Source organism: Salibacterium halotolerans, from assembly GCF_900115625.1.
Lineage (GTDB): Bacteria > Bacillota > Bacilli > Bacillales > Marinococcaceae > Salibacterium > Salibacterium halotolerans.
The window spans coordinates 19,445-37,471 of the sequence record NZ_FOXD01000003.1; the positions used below are offsets into that span (position 1 = coordinate 19,445).

General features: G+C 45.4%; 31 protein-coding genes. 30 read left to right on the forward strand and 1 reads right to left on the reverse strand.

What is annotated here, in order from left to right:
* The first annotated feature begins 14 nt into the window (after positions 1-14).
* From BM124_RS03035 to BM124_RS03100, 16 genes are all read left to right on the forward strand, one after another.
* Positions 15-938 (forward strand): hypothetical protein, encoded by a 924-nt coding sequence (locus BM124_RS03035; protein WP_093335194.1) that lies wholly within the window; start codon positions 15-17, stop codon positions 936-938.
* A complete protein-coding gene (locus tag BM124_RS03040; RefSeq protein ID WP_244504209.1) occupies positions 829-1,728 on the forward strand; it encodes an ATP-binding protein in 900 nt (299 codons plus the stop codon). Before BM124_RS03035 ends, BM124_RS03040 begins: the two co-directional genes overlap by 110 nt.
* Complete coding sequence (locus tag BM124_RS18740) at positions 1,728-1,901, forward strand: hypothetical protein (protein WP_170840930.1); 174 nt, start codon at positions 1,728-1,730, stop codon at positions 1,899-1,901. Before BM124_RS03040 ends, BM124_RS18740 begins: the two co-directional genes overlap by 1 nt.
* A 45-nt stretch (positions 1,902-1,946) precedes the next feature.
* Positions 1,947-2,102 carry a Fur-regulated basic protein FbpA gene (locus BM124_RS18505; RefSeq protein WP_139217059.1) on the forward strand — a complete coding sequence of 52 codons (156 nt, stop codon included), beginning with the start codon at positions 1,947-1,949 and terminating at the stop codon, positions 2,100-2,102.
* Complete coding sequence (locus BM124_RS03045; protein WP_093335196.1) at positions 2,099-2,539, forward strand: YopX family protein; 441 nt, start codon at positions 2,099-2,101, stop codon at positions 2,537-2,539. The genes BM124_RS18505 and BM124_RS03045 overlap by 4 nt, the downstream gene beginning before the upstream one ends.
* On the forward strand, positions 2,536-2,763 hold the full coding sequence (locus tag BM124_RS03050) for a hypothetical protein (RefSeq protein WP_093335197.1): 228 nt from the start codon (positions 2,536-2,538) through the stop codon (positions 2,761-2,763). Before BM124_RS03045 ends, BM124_RS03050 begins: the two co-directional genes overlap by 4 nt.
* Before the next feature lie 33 nt (positions 2,764-2,796).
* Positions 2,797-3,078, forward strand: coding sequence for a hypothetical protein (locus BM124_RS03055; RefSeq protein ID WP_093335198.1), 282 nt, complete (start codon positions 2,797-2,799; stop codon positions 3,076-3,078).
* 30 nt (positions 3,079-3,108) lie between these two features.
* Entirely contained in the window at positions 3,109-3,381 is a 273-nt protein-coding gene (locus BM124_RS03060) for a hypothetical protein (RefSeq protein WP_093335199.1), read from the forward strand.
* A 108-nt stretch (positions 3,382-3,489) separates the two neighbouring features.
* On the forward strand, positions 3,490-4,260 hold the full coding sequence (locus BM124_RS03065) for a DNA-methyltransferase (RefSeq protein ID WP_093335200.1): 771 nt from the start codon (positions 3,490-3,492) through the stop codon (positions 4,258-4,260).
* A 41-nt stretch (positions 4,261-4,301) separates the two neighbouring features.
* Positions 4,302-4,832, forward strand: a complete 531-nt coding sequence (locus tag BM124_RS03070) for a Holliday junction resolvase RecU (RefSeq protein WP_093335201.1) — start codon at positions 4,302-4,304, stop codon at positions 4,830-4,832.
* A gap of 14 nt (positions 4,833-4,846) precedes the next feature.
* Complete coding sequence (locus tag BM124_RS03075; protein ID WP_093335202.1) at positions 4,847-5,146, forward strand: hypothetical protein; 300 nt, start codon at positions 4,847-4,849, stop codon at positions 5,144-5,146.
* Between the two features lie 141 nt (positions 5,147-5,287).
* On the forward strand, positions 5,288-5,491 hold the full coding sequence (locus tag BM124_RS03080; protein WP_093335203.1) for an XtrA/YqaO family protein: 204 nt from the start codon (positions 5,288-5,290) through the stop codon (positions 5,489-5,491).
* A 114-nt stretch (positions 5,492-5,605) separates the two neighbouring features.
* A complete protein-coding gene (locus BM124_RS03085; RefSeq protein WP_093335204.1) occupies positions 5,606-6,664 on the forward strand; it encodes a GNAT family N-acetyltransferase in 1,059 nt (352 codons plus the stop codon).
* Entirely contained in the window at positions 6,636-7,010 is a 375-nt protein-coding gene (locus BM124_RS03090; protein WP_093335205.1) for an ASCH domain-containing protein, read from the forward strand. Before BM124_RS03085 ends, BM124_RS03090 begins: the two co-directional genes overlap by 29 nt.
* Positions 7,011-7,056: 46 nt before the next feature.
* Complete coding sequence (locus BM124_RS03095) at positions 7,057-7,587, forward strand: ATP-binding protein (protein WP_093335206.1); 531 nt, start codon at positions 7,057-7,059, stop codon at positions 7,585-7,587.
* Between the two features lie 217 nt (positions 7,588-7,804).
* Complete coding sequence (locus tag BM124_RS03100; protein WP_093335207.1) at positions 7,805-8,278, forward strand: sigma-70 family RNA polymerase sigma factor; 474 nt, start codon at positions 7,805-7,807, stop codon at positions 8,276-8,278.
* A gap of 183 nt (positions 8,279-8,461) precedes the next feature.
* On the opposite strand, the gene BM124_RS19645 is transcribed toward BM124_RS03100, so the two are convergent.
* Positions 8,462-8,686 (reverse strand): DUF2188 domain-containing protein, encoded by a 225-nt coding sequence (locus BM124_RS19645; RefSeq protein WP_425288519.1) that lies wholly within the window; start codon positions 8,684-8,686, stop codon positions 8,462-8,464.
* Positions 8,687-8,820: 134 nt separating this feature from the next.
* Between BM124_RS19645 and BM124_RS18745 the strand changes: the two genes are divergently transcribed.
* The 14 genes from BM124_RS18745 (at position 8,821) to BM124_RS03165 (ending at position 18,025) form a co-directional block, all read left to right on the forward strand.
* Entirely contained in the window at positions 8,821-8,988 is a 168-nt protein-coding gene (locus BM124_RS18745; protein WP_170840931.1) for a hypothetical protein, read from the forward strand.
* Between the two features lie 81 nt (positions 8,989-9,069).
* Complete coding sequence (locus BM124_RS03110; RefSeq protein WP_093335209.1) at positions 9,070-9,756, forward strand: terminase gpP N-terminus-related DNA-binding protein; 687 nt, start codon at positions 9,070-9,072, stop codon at positions 9,754-9,756.
* Positions 9,757-9,793: 37 nt separating this feature from the next.
* Positions 9,794-11,035, forward strand: a complete 1,242-nt coding sequence (locus BM124_RS03115) for a PBSX family phage terminase large subunit (RefSeq protein ID WP_244504210.1) — start codon at positions 9,794-9,796, stop codon at positions 11,033-11,035.
* A gap of 14 nt (positions 11,036-11,049) precedes the next feature.
* Complete coding sequence (locus BM124_RS03120; RefSeq protein ID WP_093335211.1) at positions 11,050-12,369, forward strand: DUF1073 domain-containing protein; 1,320 nt, start codon at positions 11,050-11,052, stop codon at positions 12,367-12,369.
* Positions 12,356-13,147, forward strand: a complete 792-nt coding sequence (locus BM124_RS03125) for a phage head morphogenesis protein (RefSeq protein ID WP_170840932.1) — start codon at positions 12,356-12,358, stop codon at positions 13,145-13,147. The genes BM124_RS03120 and BM124_RS03125 overlap by 14 nt, the downstream gene beginning before the upstream one ends.
* Positions 13,148-13,160: 13 nt before the next feature.
* Entirely contained in the window at positions 13,161-13,298 is a 138-nt protein-coding gene (locus BM124_RS18750; protein ID WP_170840933.1) for a hypothetical protein, read from the forward strand.
* On the forward strand, positions 13,295-14,383 hold the full coding sequence (locus tag BM124_RS03130; protein WP_093335213.1) for a DUF2213 domain-containing protein: 1,089 nt from the start codon (positions 13,295-13,297) through the stop codon (positions 14,381-14,383). Before BM124_RS18750 ends, BM124_RS03130 begins: the two co-directional genes overlap by 4 nt.
* Before the next feature lie 58 nt (positions 14,384-14,441).
* The gene (locus BM124_RS03135) at positions 14,442-14,912 is read left to right on the forward strand and encodes a structural cement protein Gp24 (protein WP_093335214.1); all 471 of its coding nucleotides are present in this window, start codon (positions 14,442-14,444) and stop codon (positions 14,910-14,912) included.
* A 26-nt stretch (positions 14,913-14,938) separates the two neighbouring features.
* A complete protein-coding gene (locus tag BM124_RS03140; protein WP_244504211.1) occupies positions 14,939-15,835 on the forward strand; it encodes a DUF2184 domain-containing protein in 897 nt (298 codons plus the stop codon).
* Positions 15,835-16,227 carry a hypothetical protein gene (locus BM124_RS03145; RefSeq protein WP_093335215.1) on the forward strand — a complete coding sequence of 131 codons (393 nt, stop codon included), beginning with the start codon at positions 15,835-15,837 and terminating at the stop codon, positions 16,225-16,227. Before BM124_RS03140 ends, BM124_RS03145 begins: the two co-directional genes overlap by 1 nt.
* The gene (locus tag BM124_RS03150) at positions 16,227-16,559 is read left to right on the forward strand and encodes a DUF4054 domain-containing protein (protein WP_093335216.1); all 333 of its coding nucleotides are present in this window, start codon (positions 16,227-16,229) and stop codon (positions 16,557-16,559) included. The genes BM124_RS03145 and BM124_RS03150 overlap by 1 nt, the downstream gene beginning before the upstream one ends.
* Positions 16,556-17,170: a hypothetical protein gene (locus tag BM124_RS03155; RefSeq protein ID WP_093335217.1), complete on the forward strand. Its 615-nt coding sequence runs from the start codon at positions 16,556-16,558 to the stop codon at positions 17,168-17,170. The genes BM124_RS03150 and BM124_RS03155 overlap by 4 nt, the downstream gene beginning before the upstream one ends.
* Entirely contained in the window at positions 17,167-17,529 is a 363-nt protein-coding gene (locus BM124_RS03160) for a hypothetical protein (protein ID WP_093335218.1), read from the forward strand. Before BM124_RS03155 ends, BM124_RS03160 begins: the two co-directional genes overlap by 4 nt.
* Positions 17,519-18,025: a phage neck terminator protein gene (locus BM124_RS03165; RefSeq protein WP_090928446.1), complete on the forward strand. Its 507-nt coding sequence runs from the start codon at positions 17,519-17,521 to the stop codon at positions 18,023-18,025. The genes BM124_RS03160 and BM124_RS03165 overlap by 11 nt, the downstream gene beginning before the upstream one ends.
* The last annotated feature ends 2 nt before the right edge of the window (positions 18,026-18,027 follow it).

The following is an 18,027-nucleotide window of genomic DNA, read 5'->3' on the forward strand; positions in this document are numbered from 1 at the left end:
GGAGGGGGTAGGCATTGCAAGGATACATCAAAGACTTCCGAAAGGAATTGGAAAGCGACATTTGGCTCATGCCTCCCCTGTACCACAGGGTTTGGCAGTATTTGAAATACAAAGTCAATCATCGCGAGAAACGGATCCCCATCGATGACGATTTTCTCACTATCAAGCCTGGGCAGCATCTTACTTCCGTCCGAAAGATAGCGGAAGAAACAGGATGGTATGAGAGAGCCACTTGGAAAGAAGCGAACCCTAAGACCATTTCAAAAATACTGGAGTGGTTAGAGAAACAAGAAATGATTTCCATAAGCCGTGGTAAAAGTAACAGACAGTACACACTTATAACCCTGATAAATTGGGATTCTTACCAAGTTAAAGAGAGTGAAGGTAACAGCGAAGGAACAGGCAAGGAACAGTCTCTGGATATAAACAAGAATGAACTAGAATGCATTAAGAATGATGGTACTACTGCTGCTGATGCGCGCGTGGGCGAAGGAGCAAGTGACGGGACGCCGGAAACCGACCCACAGGGAAATCCTGAGCAAGACTCGGGAGAAATATCACAGACTTCTTACGTTCAAGCGCTGTTAAATAAATTCATCACCCTTCGAGGCAATGGGTTTATGACATCGAGCAAAGATGACATGGCAGCTGAGGAGATTTTCCGAGAAGGCGTGAAACTGAACGACGCTCTTACCTGGATGGAAGAGAAGTTCAAGCAATATCACGCCACACAAAGTAAGCATTCCAGGTCTAATATCCAAAAGCTGGAGTACTGCGTCGGCTATATTCTCGACAAGCATTACGAAAAGCGAAATGGAGGAGGTACAGATGGGGGATCGATTTACAAGCATCAGCGAAGTCATGGCCGATCTGCAGGACAAAGTAAAGAAGAATTTCTCCGCCAACTCGAAGCAGATAAAGCAGCATGGGGAGGATGAATCTGTTTGCCCGAAATGCAAAGGAAAAGAATGGATTTTATACAAAGACGAAGACGGTTATGAAGTTGGACGACCTTGCGAATGTCGAGAACAGCGAATCATTAGTCAACGGTTTGAAAGTGCCATGATACCGTCAGAATTCGAGAATGCTCGATTCGACAATTACCAGATAGAGTCAGAGGTTCAACATCTTCTTTCAAACACAATGAAAGCTTATTTGAAACTGTTCAAAGATTCCTTTGATAAAAAACAAAATCGAGATACTGGTGAAAAGCCTAATCTTGGATTTATTGCGGAGGTTGGCGAACAGAGGATACGGAGCCTCCCATCAGCGGATCGTTCTCAAATAAAACACGAGAAAAATAGCTTTGGGCTAGGCAAAACACACTTGCAAGTGGCTGCCTCTAAGTGGTTGATGCGTCAAGGCTACAACACACTGCTTGTTTCCGACATATCGTTCATGGATGAACTTATGCAGGCGAGAAGAATGGATGATGGCTATGAGATGCTCAATAAGTTACTGGACAAGGCACTGAACGTCAACGTCTTGATCTGGGATGATATTGGCAAGTCAAAACCCTCCGAAGCAAAAGAAGGAATGTACTACAAAATCATTAACGAGCGATATCGAGCAAACCGCCCCATTGTTTTCAGCAGTAATGAAGACCGCGGAACCCTTGCTGAACGCATTGGTTATGCAGCCGCAAGCCGGTTGCTTGGTAATTGCTTTGAAGACCATCTGATCGAATGTGTTGGTCAAGACTGGCGGCTTAGAAAGGAGAAGGTGTAATGCTTCAATCAGCAATCTATCTCCGCGGACGGAATACGCCCCCGGAACTTTGGGAACAACGGAAGGCTCAGCTGATGGAGATATACCGGGAGAACGAGCGTTTATTAAGCGACATGGAGCGAAATGGACAAACTTCCCCAGGTACCATACTACGTCAGACTGCAGAAGTATAGAACACTGAAACTACTGGACTTTTAGGAAATACATGGAGGGATATCATGGCGGAACTAAGACGGCAAGTAATCATAAAGGAATTGGAGCAACAAGGATTCTTCCTTGCTTTGGACGGACGACTGCTAAATGAGCTGACGGTGAGTGAGCTTGAACGGGAGAAAGTGCGGCTTCCGGAGCTGATGGAGGTGGAGCAAGCATGAAAACCGTTAAATTCCGAGGAAAGTCAATAGAAACCGGGGAGTGGCTGTATGGCTCGTTGATTAACAATGCTTTTTATCAAGGAGAAACACCAGTACTGTTCATTATCGATACAGCCAAGATGGATTATGACTGCTTTGAAGATTTTACAGAACAAATTGATGATTTCAAGGTTAGCTGCGCTGATCAGTACACCGGCCTGACAGACAAGTGCGGAACGGAGATATACGAGGGTGACATCCTCCAATACGATTCGCCATCACCGTGGCACCATCACAAGTATCCGATCATATTCGACGACGGAGCGTTCCAGTTTGATGATGAAATGGACATCCTCGAAGGCTTCATGTTGTCGCAGGAAAACATCAAATACAAGCACGGCTTTGTGATTGTCGGCAATATTTATGAAGATCCGGAGCTACTGGACGTGGAAGCATGACCCAAATCCAGCGAGCGGACCGGGAAATCACGAATAAAAAAGAGCAGCTGAAACAGCTCTTTGAATCGGGCTACACGATAGACAGCATGGAGTCCTTCGAGTATCACGCTCACCACTGGTTTAGATGGGGTGCTGAGTGTAAGGGAGCCGGCCTTTTTGAAGAAGAGAAGCAGCAGGACGATGCCGGCGAAATGGATTTGATTGATCTGCTTAGTAGCGAATAGGACGGATTATGCGAAGTGAGGGATGAATTAAGTATGACTATTTTTGAACGTATAGAACACCTTCGGAAACAAGGGGTGATTATTGAAGTTACCGCCCGTAATCAAGTGGAAAATGGAAACGGAAAACTTGTCGAAGAAGGACACATGCCTTTGATAACTTACACTTGTTCCGCTATGGACAAACATTTTTATGATGAAATATTTGCTATCAGCGCAGATTCTTTTGACGAGGCTCTGGTTTATGTTGTGGGAAAAGTGGAGGAGAACATGAAAGTCGCTTTGCGAAAAGTAGAAGAATCTAACAAGTTCGCATAGCGACGATTACGCGAAAGGAGAATAAAGAGAATGAAATACTTTGAAATTAACCAACCGTATTACGCCTTACTGAAAGCGGAAAATAAAGGGCAGGCGATTATGAAATATATCACTCTAGTGTCTGATGATTCAGAAGACGAACCTTTATCGGAAGCGATGCAAGAGGTTCCGCAAGATTATGCTGTTGCTAAATTTAGCAGAGCAGCAGGAGAGGATAAAGAACTGCCGCCATTAGATGAAGTGCTCGAGGAATTGAGAGACGGAGAAGACAGCGTGCTGTTGATTGATGGATCGTTGCTGTAAGTGACGGTTACCAACTAAAAGAGACCCTTTTAATAGGGTCTCAATACAATAGAAAGAACAAGCGTTCCTTTCCGAATCTTATTTTATCACGCGGAAGGGAGAAAAGAAATGACAATACAACCAAACACGATTTACAACATGGAATGCATCGAGGGCATGAAGCAGATACCAGATAACTCCATCGACATGATCTTATGCGATCTCCCTTATGGAACTACACATTGTAAGTGGGATGAGATTATCCCGTTCGATCAATTATGGGAGCAATACAAACGCGTCATTAAGGACCGTGGAGCCATTGTACTCACAGCTAGCCAGCCGTTCACTTCTAAATTGGTCGCAAGTAATATGAGCTGGTTTCGGTATGAGTGGATATGGAAGAAAGGGAAGCATACGACAGGGTTCCAGAATGCAAAACGAATGCCGTTGAAGAACCATGAGAACATCTGTGTTTTCTACAAAAAGCTGCCGACGTATAATCCGCAGGGCTTGCTGCCGTTGGTGAAAGTTAAAAGAAAGAAGAGGAAAAGCACAGGTGGCATTTTTAAAGAGGATGATCAAAGCTTAATGAAAGATCACACGACGACGCATACCAACTATCCGAAGTCTATCGTGGACTTCTCGAGAGATAAGAACACTTTTCATCCCACTCAGAAGCCTTTGCTGCTCTTTGAATACCTGATCAAAACTTACACCAACAGAGGCGACACGGTGCTGGATAATTGCATGGGGGCATTTACGACAGCAGTTGCGGCGGATAACACAAGGAGGAACTGGATTGGTTTTGAGCTCGACAAAGAATATTGTCATGAGGGCCTTAGACGTATCAACGAAAACCGACATGATTTAGGTATGCCTGAGGTAAGAATTACCGAATGAATGGACAGCGAATCTATCAGCAAAGGTTAAGGAGGGACAGAATGAAACAAACACAGGGTAATCGCGGCATGGGTTTTGAAAATCTAGTGAATACGGCGAACTTGCAATACAAGAACAAAGGGATAGCGCTGATCTCCAAGCGCCCGACTCCAGTTAAGGTGCTGCAGTCGAAAGGGACCAACATTCAAAAGGCGGTATGGGAAGCTAAATCCAGTGTTGATTACTCGGGAGTCTATAACGGCAAGGCCGTCGAATTCGAGGCTAAGAGCATATCCGGGAAACGATTCGACCTTAAGAACATCCACGACCACCAGATCCAGCATCTAAAAAATGCAGAGCAACACGGAGCCACTGTGTTCCTTCTCATTGATTTTCGGGATACTCGGGAGGTATTCTTCACGCCACTCTCACTAATTACTCTGGCGGCGAAAAATGCGGCGCAGGGAGGGCGTAAATCGATTCCTATCGATGACTTTCAGATCTATGCGGATTTAGTGAGGCAAGGACGTGGAGTGCCACTTGATTACCTGGCTGTGGTGGACAAGCATGCGGAGAAAGTTAGTAGTTTATGAAGGGGCGTGAGTGTATGACGATTATTGCTGCAGTAGTAATAGCGCTTGCTAGTTTGTTGGTCGGGGAAGGTGTTGTATTAAGTATTGTGTGGGTCGTCAACAGTCTATCGAGCCTTGACATTGCCTACTGGATACCCGGCGTGTTTGTCTTTGTCCTTTGGCTTCTCGTGGTCACTGCATGGTTTTTGATTATAGGGAAAGCAGGAAAAGAAATGGCTAAAATAGATAAAGAGCATGAAAGGATGCAGGAGGAAAATCAAAGGCGGATTCAAGAGACCAAAGATGAGATTGATAGAAAGAGAGGTCGCTTATGAATCAGATTGAGTGGCAGAAGCAAGTGACTCGGGAAGAACTGGTTCTGCCGCAACAAAAAGGCACGAAGCAGCAGAAATAGAAAAAGCCGCCCCTCTCGGAGCAGCTCACCACTACAGCTAGTATATCAGGGAGGGGCTACTATGAAAAGAATGCAAGAAATCGACATAAATCCTAGCACTGGAGAACTAGATATTGATATAATGGAACAAAATTCCTCGTTTGCCATTGTGGTGTCTAATGGAAAGGCGAAGCTGACGGAGCTTCCAGACCATGGAGAAGCGAAGATTGTCATGCACCAGGGCAAGGTTAAGAGGGTGAAGTATGATGAGGGGGAAGAGTTTTAATGCTAGGTTAGTATCTTGCATTAATCGAATTTAATCCAATTTCGTATTATTTTGCAGGAATACTCTTTAATTCATAGAATCTATTTCTAGTAAATAAAGAGGAGGTATATTATATTGCAACAGACATTTCTTAAACATGAATATTTTAAAAACATTAATTTACAGGATCCTTTTTTTGATTCACTTAAGGATAATTACGAAGGATTTGAACGATGGTTCCTTAAAAAAAGGGATGAAAAAGCCTACTTTCACGAAAACGAGGAAGGTATTCAAGCTTTTTTATATCTTAAAGTTGAAGATGAAGAGTTAATTAATATTTATCCTCCTCAACCACGAAAAAAGAGAATAAAAATAGGTACGTTAAAAATCAATCCACACGGGACTAAATTAGGAGAACGATTTTTAAAAAAAGCTATCGATCATGCTGTAGTTGGTGATATAAAAGAGTTATACGTTACGATATTCCCTAAACATACAGAGCTTATTACGCTTTTAGAAAAGTACGGATTTAGAGTTGAGGCTAAGAAAACTACTTCAGATGGTGTTGAAAATGTTATGGTTAAACGGTTGGATGAAGCTACCGGTGATTTGTTAGCGGATTACCCGTTAGTTAATCTCCATCGTAAAAACATCCATCTTTTAGGGATCTTACCAAAATATCATACGCTTCTGTTCCCGGACTCTATTCTCACTAACGAAAGTTTTGATCTTATTAAAGACACATCTCATACAAACAGTATACACAAAGTATACATTTGTTATATGAAAGATGCCAAATATATCAAGTCGGGTGACATTATAGTAATTTACAGAACCAATGATTATCAGGGACCCGCTGAATATAGGTCTGTTGCTACATCGATATGTGTTGTTGAATCTCAAAAATCTAAACAAGACTTTAAAGACTACGATGAGTATTATGAATTTTGCAAGAAGCATAGTGTTTTTTCAGACGAGGAGTTAAATTCTTTATATAAAAGAGATGATATGATTGCAATAAAAATGACTTATAATTTAGCAATGGAGAGAAAATTAATAAGAAAGACGTTAATAGAAGATTGTGGGGTACCTCGAGAAGGTTATTGGGGAATTAAGAGATTAACAGAGGACAAATTTGAAAATATTGTAAAATTAGGTGGTATACATGAAAGTTTTATTATCGATCAAGCCTGAATTTGTGGAAAAAATCTTTAACGGTGAAAAACAATATGAATATCGAAAAAGTATTTTTAAAAAAGGAGGAGTAGATACTATAGTGGTTTATAGCACAAAACCTGAAGGGAAAATTGTAGGAGAGTTAACAGTAGAAAAAATTCTTCAAGATGATATTGAAATTTTGTGGGAAAACACAAAGTCCTCTTCTGGTACAACATATGATTTTTTCAAAAAGTATTTTCAAGGTAAAGAAACCGGGTATGCAATTAAAATTAAAAAAGCGATAAAATATGATGCTCCTTTATCACCATTTGAAACCATAAATAATTTTCATGCCCCGCAATCCTTTTGCTATATAAATTAGCAGCACCCTAGATAGGACATAATAATCTATAAAGTAAGGTGATCTAATGATATTTGTTGGTGGTATTCACGGGGTCGGGAAGGGATATTTTTGTAATAAGATTGCCGAGCTTTTTAATATATCTCATTATACCGCAAGCGACCTTATTTCACTGAAGTCTCATAATAAGTTATCTAAAAATAAAAAGGTTCATAATGCTGAAAAAAATCAATTTTTATTGCTTCTAGCAATAAAAGAATTATCTCTAAAAAATACACCTTTTTTACTGGATGGTCATTTTAGTCTGTTAAATCATAAAAACGAAATTACTGATGTACCAATAAAGACTTTTCAGGAACTGAAGCCACTAACTATAATAGTATTAGAAAATAAGATAGAAACTATTCAGGGGAATTTAAAAAAACGCGATGGAAAAGTTTACGAAAGAAAACTATTAGGAGATTTTCAAACTCGGGAGAAAACATATTCCCGCGAGATCGCTAATCTGTTAGATATTCCTTATAAAAATTGTGACTTGTCGAAGCCTTTATTTGAAATCGAAAATTTTTTAATAGAGGATTTGAAGAAATTTAATTAATGGTTCTACCAGCCCACTGGAGGACGCTTTGATTTACGGTTACGGCCGTGGATCTTGGCGTCCTCTTTTTTATTAGATTGGAGGATGCTGCATGACCAAGAAGAAGCCGAAAGAGAAGCTGTCAAATAAAGATCTGAAGGAACTGATGGGTATGAATAGACCGACGTATGGACGTGGCAGCGGTGGAGCAATTAAGCAGAAATAAGGGAGTGTTTCCATGAATCATAAAGAAATTGAAAACCTCATCAGTGATTATTCTCTCATGAAGCGTGAAATTATCCGATTAGAGGAGTTGGTGCATGGAATAGGAGGGTCTGCTTCACCATCTAACGACAAACTCATTGCACAGTATGGACTTGAAGCGGTAATGCCTAAAGGATCCAAAGAGAAAAGTCAGATAGAACTTAAAAACCTGGACCGCCGTGAGCAGAAGCTGCTTAAGAGAATACAGGTGTATCAGGAATTGATTGATTTTATCGAAGATGCAGAAGAATTGGTAAACGATACGTTGCAGCAGATGGTATATAACTGCATGATGGAAGGCATGAGTTATCGCGCAATCGGGAAGCATCTCGGCATATCCAGAGAAAAAGTCAGACAGACGCGTGATGATCTAATCAACCATTTATGCCAAAACTGCCAGTTCTGCCAAAGTTGGCGCTATTTGCAATATCATAAGCAGTATGTATAAACTGGGGGCGGTAGGGGAATCAGAATTCTCCCACGAATTACATGAACGACCCTCACGGGTCTTAGCTCATCTGCCGTTGGCAGAAGGAGAAAACGGCTGGCTGACCGCTGGACGGCTTTAAGGCATCTGCGCTGCAGGTGTCTTTTTATGTAGCACGGCCGCCTGAAGCAGCCGTGAAAGTTATTATTCAGGAGTGTAGACTGGTTTCGGACGAGCGTCTCTGTATCTCATGGTTATATCGCGGTGATGAATCACTACATCAGCGCAGTGCTTCTCAGCAATTCCGCGAGCTGCATCGATGGCTTTATTTAAGGTGTTGTGCACCGAAGTAGCGTTCTGGTTCATTTCACCTTTAACCTGCCAGCCGTTCTCATGAGGAAATACATGTTGATCTCTACCGGTAATAATGTCTCACCTCCTAATATATTTAATAACCTGTATCACAATAAAATAACGACTTATTTTGTCGGAATTTGACGAACGAATGATGAAGGATTCCCTCCTTTCGGCTCAGAAATTGTTGAGAGGAAGGAGGTGGAAAAATGGATGAAGACTTGATTATGGCCCAAATTGAAGAAGTTAAAAAAGAGGTTGCTAAGCAGGGAGATGAAATTAGGAGTGAAGCTAGTTCTGCCAATATCGGAACAAGAGAGTTAGATAGTAAGCTAGAAAAGATTATCGAGTTGCTTGAGGAAATAAAAAATAAATAGTTAATATGAGCATCCTCCGGGGTGCTTTTTCTTTTGCTCGAAAACAAACACAAATAATGTGGGGGTGGCGGGTGATGTAAAGTGCCGGAAAAACACATTCAAGCAGAGAAGGATTACGTCAAAGGATTGAAATATAAAGACATTGCTGAAAAACATAGCGTCTCAATCAATACTGTGAAGTCATGGAAACGTCGCTATGAATGGACACGCGAAAAGGGTGCAACCAAAGAAAAAAGGGTGCACACAAAGAAGGGCGCACCGGCCGGCAATAAAAATGCGCTTGGCAATACCGGCGGCTCTGCTCCTGAAGGAAATAAAAATGCCATAACGCACGGGCTGTACGAAACCATAGTTGCTGACCATTTTTCTGAGGAAGATCAGCAGCTTTTTTTATTGTCCGGGCAGATGCAGGGACTGGAACAGGAACTGCAGCTTGCTCGTTATAAAGTTGCAAGGCTGGTCAGAGAGCAGAACAACAAACGAATGATTGGAACAGGCGGTTCAAAAGAAGGGCCTGAGCCTTATTATTTACAAGACGACTTTTACGAAGACGCTATCCAGAAAGGCATTGAGCTCGTATCCAAGTTAGAGGATAAGCTGAACAAGTTGCAGCTGGAGAAAGACAAACTGGAGCTGTCTAAAGATAAGCATGCGCTGGATAAAGCCAAAGCGAATGTCGATGAAGGGGAGTATGAAGATGATGGATTTATCAACGCATTAGGAGATACCGTCGAAGAGGTGTGGGACGATGACGACAACACAGACTAAAAAGAAGCCCGCGCTGTTTACATTTTCTCCGTTCTCGATGAAACAAAAGAAGGTCCTGACGTGGTGGCATCCGAAGTCGCCAGTGTCACATAAAGACGGCATTATCTGCGACGGATCCGTCCGAGCCGGAAAAACAGTCGTCATGTCGCTCTCTTATATCATGTGGGGCATGGAAACATTTAACGATGAGAACCTGGGGATGGCCGGCAAAACCATCGGCTCTTTTCGGCGTAACGTCATTCGGCCTCTGAAGCGCATGCTGAAGTCCAGAGGGTACCGAGTAAAGGACCATCGCGCGGATAACTTCATGACCATCAGCTATAAAGGAAAGACGAATTACTTTTATATCTTTGGTGGTAAAGACGAGGGTTCGCAGGACCTGATTCAAGGTATCACATTGGCCGGGATGTTCTTCGATGAAGTGGCACTCATGCCGGAGTCCTTTGTCAGTCAGGCGGAAGCGCGTTGCTCGGTTGACGGCTCGAAATACTGGTACAACTGCAACCCGGAAAGCCCTTATCACTGGTTCAAAGAGAACTATTTAGACCAGCTGGAGGAAAAGAATTTAGTCCATCTTCACTTCATGATGCAGGATAACCCTTCATTGAGCCGCAAGGTTATCGAGCGTTACGAGAGGATGTTCAGTGGCGTCTTTTACGAGCGTTTTATCCTTGGCTTATGGGTGCTTGCCGAGGGCGTTATCTTCGACATGTTCAACAAAGAGCAGCATGTCATGAAGGTGAACTTTAAGCAATTTGATAGATATTATGTGTCAGCGGACTATGGCACCCAGAACCCCACGGCTTTTGGCTTGTGGGGTTCACGTTTGGGCATTTGGTATAAACTGCGGGAGTATCACTACGACGGCCGCAAAGAAAACAAACAGAAAACACCGCAGGACTACCTTGATGATCTGCTCGCTTTTACATCAGATGTCCAGGTTTCTGGCGTTATTGTAGACCCCAGTGCTACACCATTCATTGCTCTGCTGAAGAAGAATCGTCTCCGAGTGGTGGAGGCGAAGAATGAAGTGCTGGAAGGTATTCAAAACATGGCCAATGCTTTACGAGAAGGAGAGATCTTTTACGATGAGTCCTGCAAAGAGACATTCCGAGAGTTCTCTTCTTACATTTGGGACGAAAAGGCAGGCAACCGCGGGGAAGATAAACCAGTGAAAGCCAATGATCATCATATGGATGCGGATAGGTACTTCATAAATACAATCATTTACGGCCGGGGTAAGAAGTCGCTGACAGAACGGTATAAAAACATGGCGTAAGGTGAGTGAGCACGATGGCAAAAAGAACTACAATAGACCGAGCCCAAGACTATAAAGGTGACTTTATGCAGACGGCCGGAAAGGGTGGAGAGCAGGATCCTCTTGTTAGGCAGCAAGCAGGTGACTGGGCGCTGTTAAGTGATGAAGAAATCACTCGTCTATATGCCGGCAACCAGATTATTCAAAACATCGTGGACATTCCGGCTGAGGATGCAACAAGAGAGTGGATCACGCTGGAGATGGAAGACGAAAAGCTGGCCCGTGCTTTGGAGAAGCGATTGGAAACGCTGAACGCGCCGGAAGCGATTGAAAAGATGGTAGCTTATGATCGGTTGCGTGGTGATGGATTTGTCTCCATTGGCGTTACTCAAGGTGGGCGACAGTGGACCTTAGATGATCCGATCAATATTAAGAGTTTACGGTCCATTGATTACCTGCATCCTTTCTCCCGATTGAAATTAACGAAGTTTCTAATTAACGTCGACCCCTTTGACCCTTCGTTTGGAGACGTGGAAAAGTATCAAATAAACCCAGGACATACAACAATGGACGATTCCCCACTACAGAGAGACGTGCATAAATCAAGACTGCTGCACCTGCAGACGAAGCGCATTGAGGACAGAGACTGGGGACAATCGATACTCGAGCCGATGAAGGACATTATTACGGTGTTTGATACATCGCTGTGGTCGGTTGGTCAGATATTGTATGACTTCACTTTCAAGGTCTTTAAAAGCAATCAAGCGGAAGGTATGACAAAGGAAGACATGCGGGAAGCGCAGATGCTGATGGACTACATGTTTCGCACGGAAGCTCTTGCTATTATTGAGTCGGACGAAGAGCTCAAAAAAGAGGCCACGCAGGTAAACGGAGTAGAGCAGCTGCTGACATTTGTCTGGGACGTGCTGGCTGGCTCGGCAAAGATGCCGAAAAGCCACTTGCTCGGGCAGCAGTCTGGAACCATATCCGGTGCACAGTATGACAGCCTGAACTATTACGCGCGCATTGCGGGCACGCAGGAGAACTTTCTCCGGCCTAAGATTGAATACCTTGTTCGGCTTCTGCTATGGGCCAGCGATGAACCCGGCGGTCAGATTGACCCGGACACGATCGATTGGAAAGTGAAGTTCAATCCGTTGTGGCGCTTGGACGATCAGACTGATGCGGATATCAGAAAGAAGCAAGCTGAAACGGACAGCATCTATCTGAAAAACCAAGTCCTCACTCCGGATGAAGTCAGGCAGAAGCGCTTTGAGATGGGCAGTCTGATGGACGAGCTGGAAATGCCTGATGATCCGAATGGTGAAGGAGAGGGCAGCAATGGCGAGAATTAGAGGCGGCGCTTTTCCTACCGCAATCGCTGTCCAGTACGCACGGCGGGTGAAAGGGCTAGTTGATCAGAACCGTAAAATCATGTGGGACGCATGGACCAAACGTATTAAGCCCTTGATTCATCAGTACAGAAACCGTAATGACGCTTTGGTGTTGGACGAGGACGAGCTTTCAGATATCCAAAAGGAACTGGAAGCCCTCGAGGAAGAGACTGGCGAATCGGTGTTTGTCACTGCAGTTGTCAGCGCCATTGTCCAACAGTTTGTGAATGGATTGAACCAGCGACAGAAAGAAGAATTTGCCGAGCAGTTCAGGGATGTTGTAGGCATAGACCCTACGATGAATGAATCGTGGCTCGCCTCCTTCATGGAAACAGCAGTGGCTGAGAATGTCTCCCGCATCAAGTCCATCGACAGGCAGTATCACGATGACATCAAAACAATTGTCATCCAGGGCGTCCGCAGCGGCGAATCCCTCAACGACATGGCAGAGCGAATCAAACAGACGTCGGGCGCGGGCAAGCGCCGGGCGATTTTTATTGCTCGAGACCAGACCGGTTCTATCCTTGGTGACATGACGAAGCGCCGGCACCAAGAAGCTGGCTTGAAGAAGTTTAGATGGCGTGACAGCGATGACCGGCGTGTTCGAAAGAAGCACCGTGAGCTGGACGGAAAGGTCTTTACATGGAAGGACGGGGCGAATGGCCTTTACCCTGGCAAGGACTACAACTGCCGGTGTGTGGCTGAGCCATTAGAGGAAGAATTATTCGAGTTCCAGTAAGGGGGTGAAGGGCATGGCGGATCCGGATTACCGCATGGAGCGTAAAAAGCAGGATAAAGGAACAGAGAAACAATCCAAAACCATAAGCAATGACAGCTTCCGTACCCCAACGAGCGGCAAGCAGATACCGAAAGGGGGTGAGAACGAATGAAGCTGCATAGGTACGACAGAGCAAAGATTTTGAGTCATGATGAAAGCGATGAAGGCTTTCTTACGGTCCGAGCTGTCGTGACAAAACCCGGTGTGTATCCGTATCAGTCCAGTGATGGAACCATACAGCAGGAGTTGAAGCACCCGGAGGACATTTATTCAGACCTAACAATCCGCAGCTGTAATGCCAAACCAGTAACGGATGATCACCCTTCCGAGGCTGTAGGTGTAGACAACATCCAAGCTCTTGGCCGCGGGCTTTCGCATAACGACGCATCCGTCCAAAATGGCGGCATCATGGTCAGCTTTACTATTACGGATAAGTCTCTAATCGATAAAGTCCTCGAGGGAGATAAACGAGAAATTAGTCTGGGCTTTATGACAGACCTTGTATCAGAGCAGGGGCAGTACGAAGGGCAGAACTATCAGTTCCGCCAGACAAACGTTGAGGTCAACCACATTGCGATTGTGGACCAAGGCAGAGTAGGACCGGAAGCGGCTATTCGTGGAGATTCTTCCGCGTGGCAGGTGGACCGAAAAGATTCAAAACAAGAAGGAGGCAGCACAATGGCTAAAGTGAAGATTGATGAACAAGAGTTTGAGGTGCCAAGTGAGGTAAAGTCGAAAGTAGACGGGCTGCAGGCCAAGGCCGATAGTTATGACCAGCTCAAGAGAGACTATGACACGCTGACAGCCAACTACGACGCGCAAACAACGGAGCTGGATAACAAGAAAACAGAACTGGACGAGGCGCAGAAGGCCGAACCAAAGCAGGACGCTATCGACGCAGCGGTAGAAAACCGCATTGCTCTGATTGATACTGCCCGGGAGCATCTGCCGGAGGACTTCGAATATAAAGGCAAGTCTGATCAGGATATTAAGGTGGCTGTGATCCAAACACAGGACGATAAGTTTGACGCGAAAGAGAAATCCGAAGAATACATCAATGCTCGCTATGATGCCACGATGTCGTTTCTGCAGGACAGCATACAGTCCTCTGTGGGCGATAATCAGATGAAGTTCCCAGGAAGTAGAGGCGACGATATCAACAAAAAACGTGAAGACCGCATGAATATGAAGAAGTAAGCATGATCGCTCAGGCAGCGGTCTTTTTTAATGCACGAATTTAAGGAGGATGAAAGAAATGCCTATCACTGATTATCAGAAATACATGGATGTTGCCGCATCGAAGGGTAAATTTGCTACCTATCAAGACAGCCACGCTGAAACGAAAGCGGCTGCGTCTGCCATCAATTACGGCATGGCGGTTGAAATGACAGGCGGCGGCAGTCAAGCACAGACATTCCAAGGTGGTACGTTCCTGGGCGTGGCTCTCGCCAGAGAATACTACGACTACACGGATCCGAATGCTGTGAAGCAATACGATGCCAACGAGCCAGTTGCTGTAGTACGGAAGGGTGTCATCTGGGTGGAAGTCGAGGAAGACGCAGCACCCGGAGATCCTGTATATGCGGATCAAACAACAGGTAACTTCCGAATCTCCGCAACGGATAGCGGAGGCACCACTGTAGGCACAGAAGTCAAAGGTGCAACATTCAAGAGCACGGCCAATGCCGGCGAACTGATCCAGCTTGAAATGAACCTGCCTGCATAATTACAAAACGAAGGAGTGGATAGAAAATGGTCATGAGAAATGATGCTATGATGAGGCCTGAAGACTTAGAGGCTGTAGACAATGTCCTATATGAACCGAAACGAGAAGAACTGAAAGCACGCACACTCATTAACCTGAAGCGTAATATCCCGCGCGGAGCAGAAACGTACAGATACGATGTGATGACACGTACAGGTGTCGCTAAAATTCTTGCTCCTGGTGCATCGGATGTACCACTGGTAGACCTGGACATGAAGAGCGAGACGGTACTCCTGTACTCCATCGTATCGGCTTTCCGTGTCCACATTCAGGAATTGCGCCAAGCACAGATGGCCGGACGTCCCATTGAGTCCACGAAAGCAAACACCGTCCGCCGGGCGATTGCGGAGAAGGAGAATCAATTGGTGTGGGTCGGTGACGCTGACCATAATATCAACGGTCTTACGAACGCTGAGGGTATTCAAACCTTGGCTGTTGATCAGAACAGCGGCGGCACCTCGACAGAATGGGCAGACAAAACCGGTAAGGAAATCGTGACCGATGTCCGTAAAGCCAAGTCTAAGGTTGATGAACTGCCCGGATATGAGGCGGACACACTTGTCGTGACGCCGGACAACTTCGAAGAACTGCAGAAAGAGTACAACCAGTACACCGGTCAGACGGTGCAGCAGTACATCGAAGCGCAGAACTGGTTCAGCACCATTGAAAAGACATCCGACCTTGTGGGGCAGGGTGAAAGCGGCGGCGACTGCTTTCTCGTCTTTGACAGCGCACCGGAGGTTGTCCAGCTGCTTATCCCGATGGACATCACGCGTCACGATCAAGAGTACGCTTTCCCATACTACAAAGTGCCGGCTGAGGAACGGTGCGGCGGCGTCGTAATTCGCTATCCTATGGCAATCGTGAGAGGAGATGGTGTTTAATGTTAGTACACAATAAAGGGAAATATGTTCGTCACGCGGCAGGGGTGCGTCTCCTGCCCGGGACAAATGAAATCTCTACAGCAGAGTGGAAACGGTTCTCCGGCCACCCCATCGCCAAACGGCTGATCGAGAAAGACGAGGTTGTCACATTCGAGAAAGAGAGCTCGGAGGGTGAAGCGGGCGATGACACAGAAGGCGTGCAAAGCGTGACGGAGATCAACGCCAATCCTGCCATTGATCTCATCCGTGACACCTTTGAACCTGAACTGCTTGAAAAATGGAAGCAGGAGGAAGAAGAAGGAGACAGCCGAAAGACTGTCATCGATGCTATCGACAAACAACTAGCTGAATTGAATGGCGAAGGAGACGGCAACGCGGAAGGTGATCAGTAATGGCTGATACAACTGCTGATAGAGTGAAAGCAATTGCCAGCCATTTGAAAGGTCTCAACGATTCCGACATCCAGATGTATATTGATGATGCAAAGGAAGAATTAGACCGGTACTCCATCAAAGACGAGCACAAGGAACGCCTGCAGCGGTACCTGGCGGCTCATTTGGCTTCGTTGAATCAGAGAAGGGCTGACTCTCATTCCATTTCCGGGAGAATAAGCGTTTCCTATTCGCCCTCCGATAAAGGAAGCGGATTGGACTCGACGGAATACGGGCAGGAATACAAACGTCTGTTGCGACGGGCTACTGGCTTGAGGTTGATTGTCTTATGAGTGTCAGAGTTCGGGATAATAACAACATCCCCAAGCTTATCAAGGCCCTCCGGGAACTCCAATCAATGAAGATAGAAGTGGGAGTGTTTGGTGAAGATGACTCTCACATGCTGATGATCGCGCGTGTGCATGAGTTCGGCATGGACATCAAGCCGAAGCAGTCTCAGTACCTTACGATCCCTGCACACCCAAAGGCGCATGGGAAAAGCGCCGGGGAATTCAAGGATCTCTTTTTCATCGAAACCGATGATGGCAGTAAGCTACTCGCTCGAGAAAAAGGCAAGGATGAAATTGAAGTCTACTTTGTACTGGTGAAGTCAGTGTCAATTCCCGAGCGCTCGTACGTGCGCAGTACGTACGATGAAAAGGAACGGGAACTCTCAACGAATATGGAGAAGGTCATTCAGGGCGTTGTGGATTTTAAAATCACGCCGCAGCAGGCCTATGATCGAATTGGTGCGTGGCTGGTCAGTGCTATTCAGGAGAAGATACGGAGCATCCAATCTCCGCCTAACGCCAATACCACTACGGAAGCAAAAGGAAGTAGCAATCCGCTGGTCGATACTGGGCGCCTTTTGCAATCCATCACATGGAAAGTGGTGAGAGAATGATGTACGAATACAGCGGTCTCGTATCTATGTACGAAGGGCCGTATGAAATCTATGAGATTACTTCGGAAGGGTACAGAGATTACGAAAATGGCGGTGAATGGGTGGAAGGTACCGGCGAGTGGGTAGAAAAAATGGGAGCTCTTTTCCCAATGAATTCGCGGGAGCTGCAGTTCAGTGAGAACGGAACCTATACCACAGAAGACCGCATCCTGTTTGCCTATGAGTCGCACCAACCAAAGCAGCTTGTACGGTGGAACGGGGTCATATACCGTATCAACGCGGAAGATGATTTGAGTGCCTATACGGACATTTTTATGTACATGCTGAAGAAAAAGGAGCCGGTTGCCAATGCAGAATGATATCACACCGGTCCGCAATACGATTGTAAAAGTGCTTCATGATTTCACTGGGCGGCCGGTCATTCCTCTGGAAGAAGCGGTGGGGTATGAAGAGGACAGCAAACCCTCGTATCCCTTCATCAATTACAAGATCACGACACCGTTTACCAGAGAGGGCGGCTATCCCAATGAGGAATTTATCGATGGGACGGATACGTTGACCAAAGTGCAGACGACACAGCCGACGTTGACGGTCTCCTTTACTGTCTATTCCACAGACAGCATGGAAGCTTACAGTGAAGCGCTCAAAGCAAGCGAGTGTTTTGAGTGGGATCATCTTGACCTCCGCCAGCAGAACATTGCTGTTGCGGAGATTTTTAATGTCGAAAACCGAGACACGCTGATTGAGGGCGATTACGAACGCAGGTACGGATTTGATGTACAGTTCCGCGTCACCCGACAGATTGAACGAAATATTGATTACGCCACAGACGTGACTACACAGAAGGAGGAATAGAA

Excerpts from the sequence above, each read along its gene's own strand:
- BM124_RS03040 (WP_244504209.1), top strand. The coding sequence starts at position 829 with ATGGGGGATCGATTTACAAGCATCAGCGAAGTCATGGCCGATCTGCAG.
- BM124_RS18740 (WP_170840930.1), top strand. The coding sequence starts at position 1,728 with ATGCTTCAATCAGCAATCTATCTCCGCGGACGGAATACGCCCCCGGAA.
- BM124_RS18505 (WP_139217059.1), top strand. The coding sequence starts at position 1,947 with ATGGCGGAACTAAGACGGCAAGTAATCATAAAGGAATTGGAGCAACAA.
- BM124_RS03045 (WP_093335196.1), top strand. The coding sequence starts at position 2,099 with ATGAAAACCGTTAAATTCCGAGGAAAGTCAATAGAAACCGGGGAGTGG.
- BM124_RS03050 (WP_093335197.1), top strand. The coding sequence starts at position 2,536 with ATGACCCAAATCCAGCGAGCGGACCGGGAAATCACGAATAAAAAAGAG.
- BM124_RS03055 (WP_093335198.1), top strand. The coding sequence starts at position 2,797 with ATGACTATTTTTGAACGTATAGAACACCTTCGGAAACAAGGGGTGATT.
- BM124_RS03060 (WP_093335199.1), top strand. The coding sequence starts at position 3,109 with ATGAAATACTTTGAAATTAACCAACCGTATTACGCCTTACTGAAAGCG.
- BM124_RS03065 (WP_093335200.1), top strand. The coding sequence starts at position 3,490 with ATGACAATACAACCAAACACGATTTACAACATGGAATGCATCGAGGGC.
- BM124_RS03070 (WP_093335201.1), top strand. The coding sequence starts at position 4,302 with ATGAAACAAACACAGGGTAATCGCGGCATGGGTTTTGAAAATCTAGTG.
- BM124_RS03075 (WP_093335202.1), top strand. The coding sequence starts at position 4,847 with ATGACGATTATTGCTGCAGTAGTAATAGCGCTTGCTAGTTTGTTGGTC.
- BM124_RS03080 (WP_093335203.1), top strand. The coding sequence starts at position 5,288 with ATGAAAAGAATGCAAGAAATCGACATAAATCCTAGCACTGGAGAACTA.
- BM124_RS03090 (WP_093335205.1), top strand. The coding sequence starts at position 6,636 with ATGAAAGTTTTATTATCGATCAAGCCTGAATTTGTGGAAAAAATCTTT.
- BM124_RS03095 (WP_093335206.1), top strand. The coding sequence starts at position 7,057 with ATGATATTTGTTGGTGGTATTCACGGGGTCGGGAAGGGATATTTTTGT.
- BM124_RS03100 (WP_093335207.1), top strand. The coding sequence starts at position 7,805 with ATGAATCATAAAGAAATTGAAAACCTCATCAGTGATTATTCTCTCATG.
- BM124_RS18745 (WP_170840931.1), top strand. The coding sequence starts at position 8,821 with ATGGATGAAGACTTGATTATGGCCCAAATTGAAGAAGTTAAAAAAGAG.
- BM124_RS03115 (WP_244504210.1), top strand. The coding sequence starts at position 9,794 with ATGAAACAAAAGAAGGTCCTGACGTGGTGGCATCCGAAGTCGCCAGTG.
- BM124_RS03120 (WP_093335211.1), top strand. The coding sequence starts at position 11,050 with ATGGCAAAAAGAACTACAATAGACCGAGCCCAAGACTATAAAGGTGAC.
- BM124_RS03125 (WP_170840932.1), top strand. The coding sequence starts at position 12,356 with ATGGCGAGAATTAGAGGCGGCGCTTTTCCTACCGCAATCGCTGTCCAG.
- BM124_RS18750 (WP_170840933.1), top strand. The coding sequence starts at position 13,161 with ATGGCGGATCCGGATTACCGCATGGAGCGTAAAAAGCAGGATAAAGGA.
- BM124_RS03130 (WP_093335213.1), top strand. The coding sequence starts at position 13,295 with ATGAAGCTGCATAGGTACGACAGAGCAAAGATTTTGAGTCATGATGAA.
- BM124_RS03135 (WP_093335214.1), top strand. The coding sequence starts at position 14,442 with ATGCCTATCACTGATTATCAGAAATACATGGATGTTGCCGCATCGAAG.
- BM124_RS03140 (WP_244504211.1), top strand. The coding sequence starts at position 14,939 with ATGGTCATGAGAAATGATGCTATGATGAGGCCTGAAGACTTAGAGGCT.
- BM124_RS03145 (WP_093335215.1), top strand. The coding sequence starts at position 15,835 with ATGTTAGTACACAATAAAGGGAAATATGTTCGTCACGCGGCAGGGGTG.
- BM124_RS03150 (WP_093335216.1), top strand. The coding sequence starts at position 16,227 with ATGGCTGATACAACTGCTGATAGAGTGAAAGCAATTGCCAGCCATTTG.
- BM124_RS03155 (WP_093335217.1), top strand. The coding sequence starts at position 16,556 with ATGAGTGTCAGAGTTCGGGATAATAACAACATCCCCAAGCTTATCAAG.
- BM124_RS03160 (WP_093335218.1), top strand. The coding sequence starts at position 17,167 with ATGATGTACGAATACAGCGGTCTCGTATCTATGTACGAAGGGCCGTAT.
- BM124_RS03165 (WP_090928446.1), top strand. The coding sequence starts at position 17,519 with ATGCAGAATGATATCACACCGGTCCGCAATACGATTGTAAAAGTGCTT.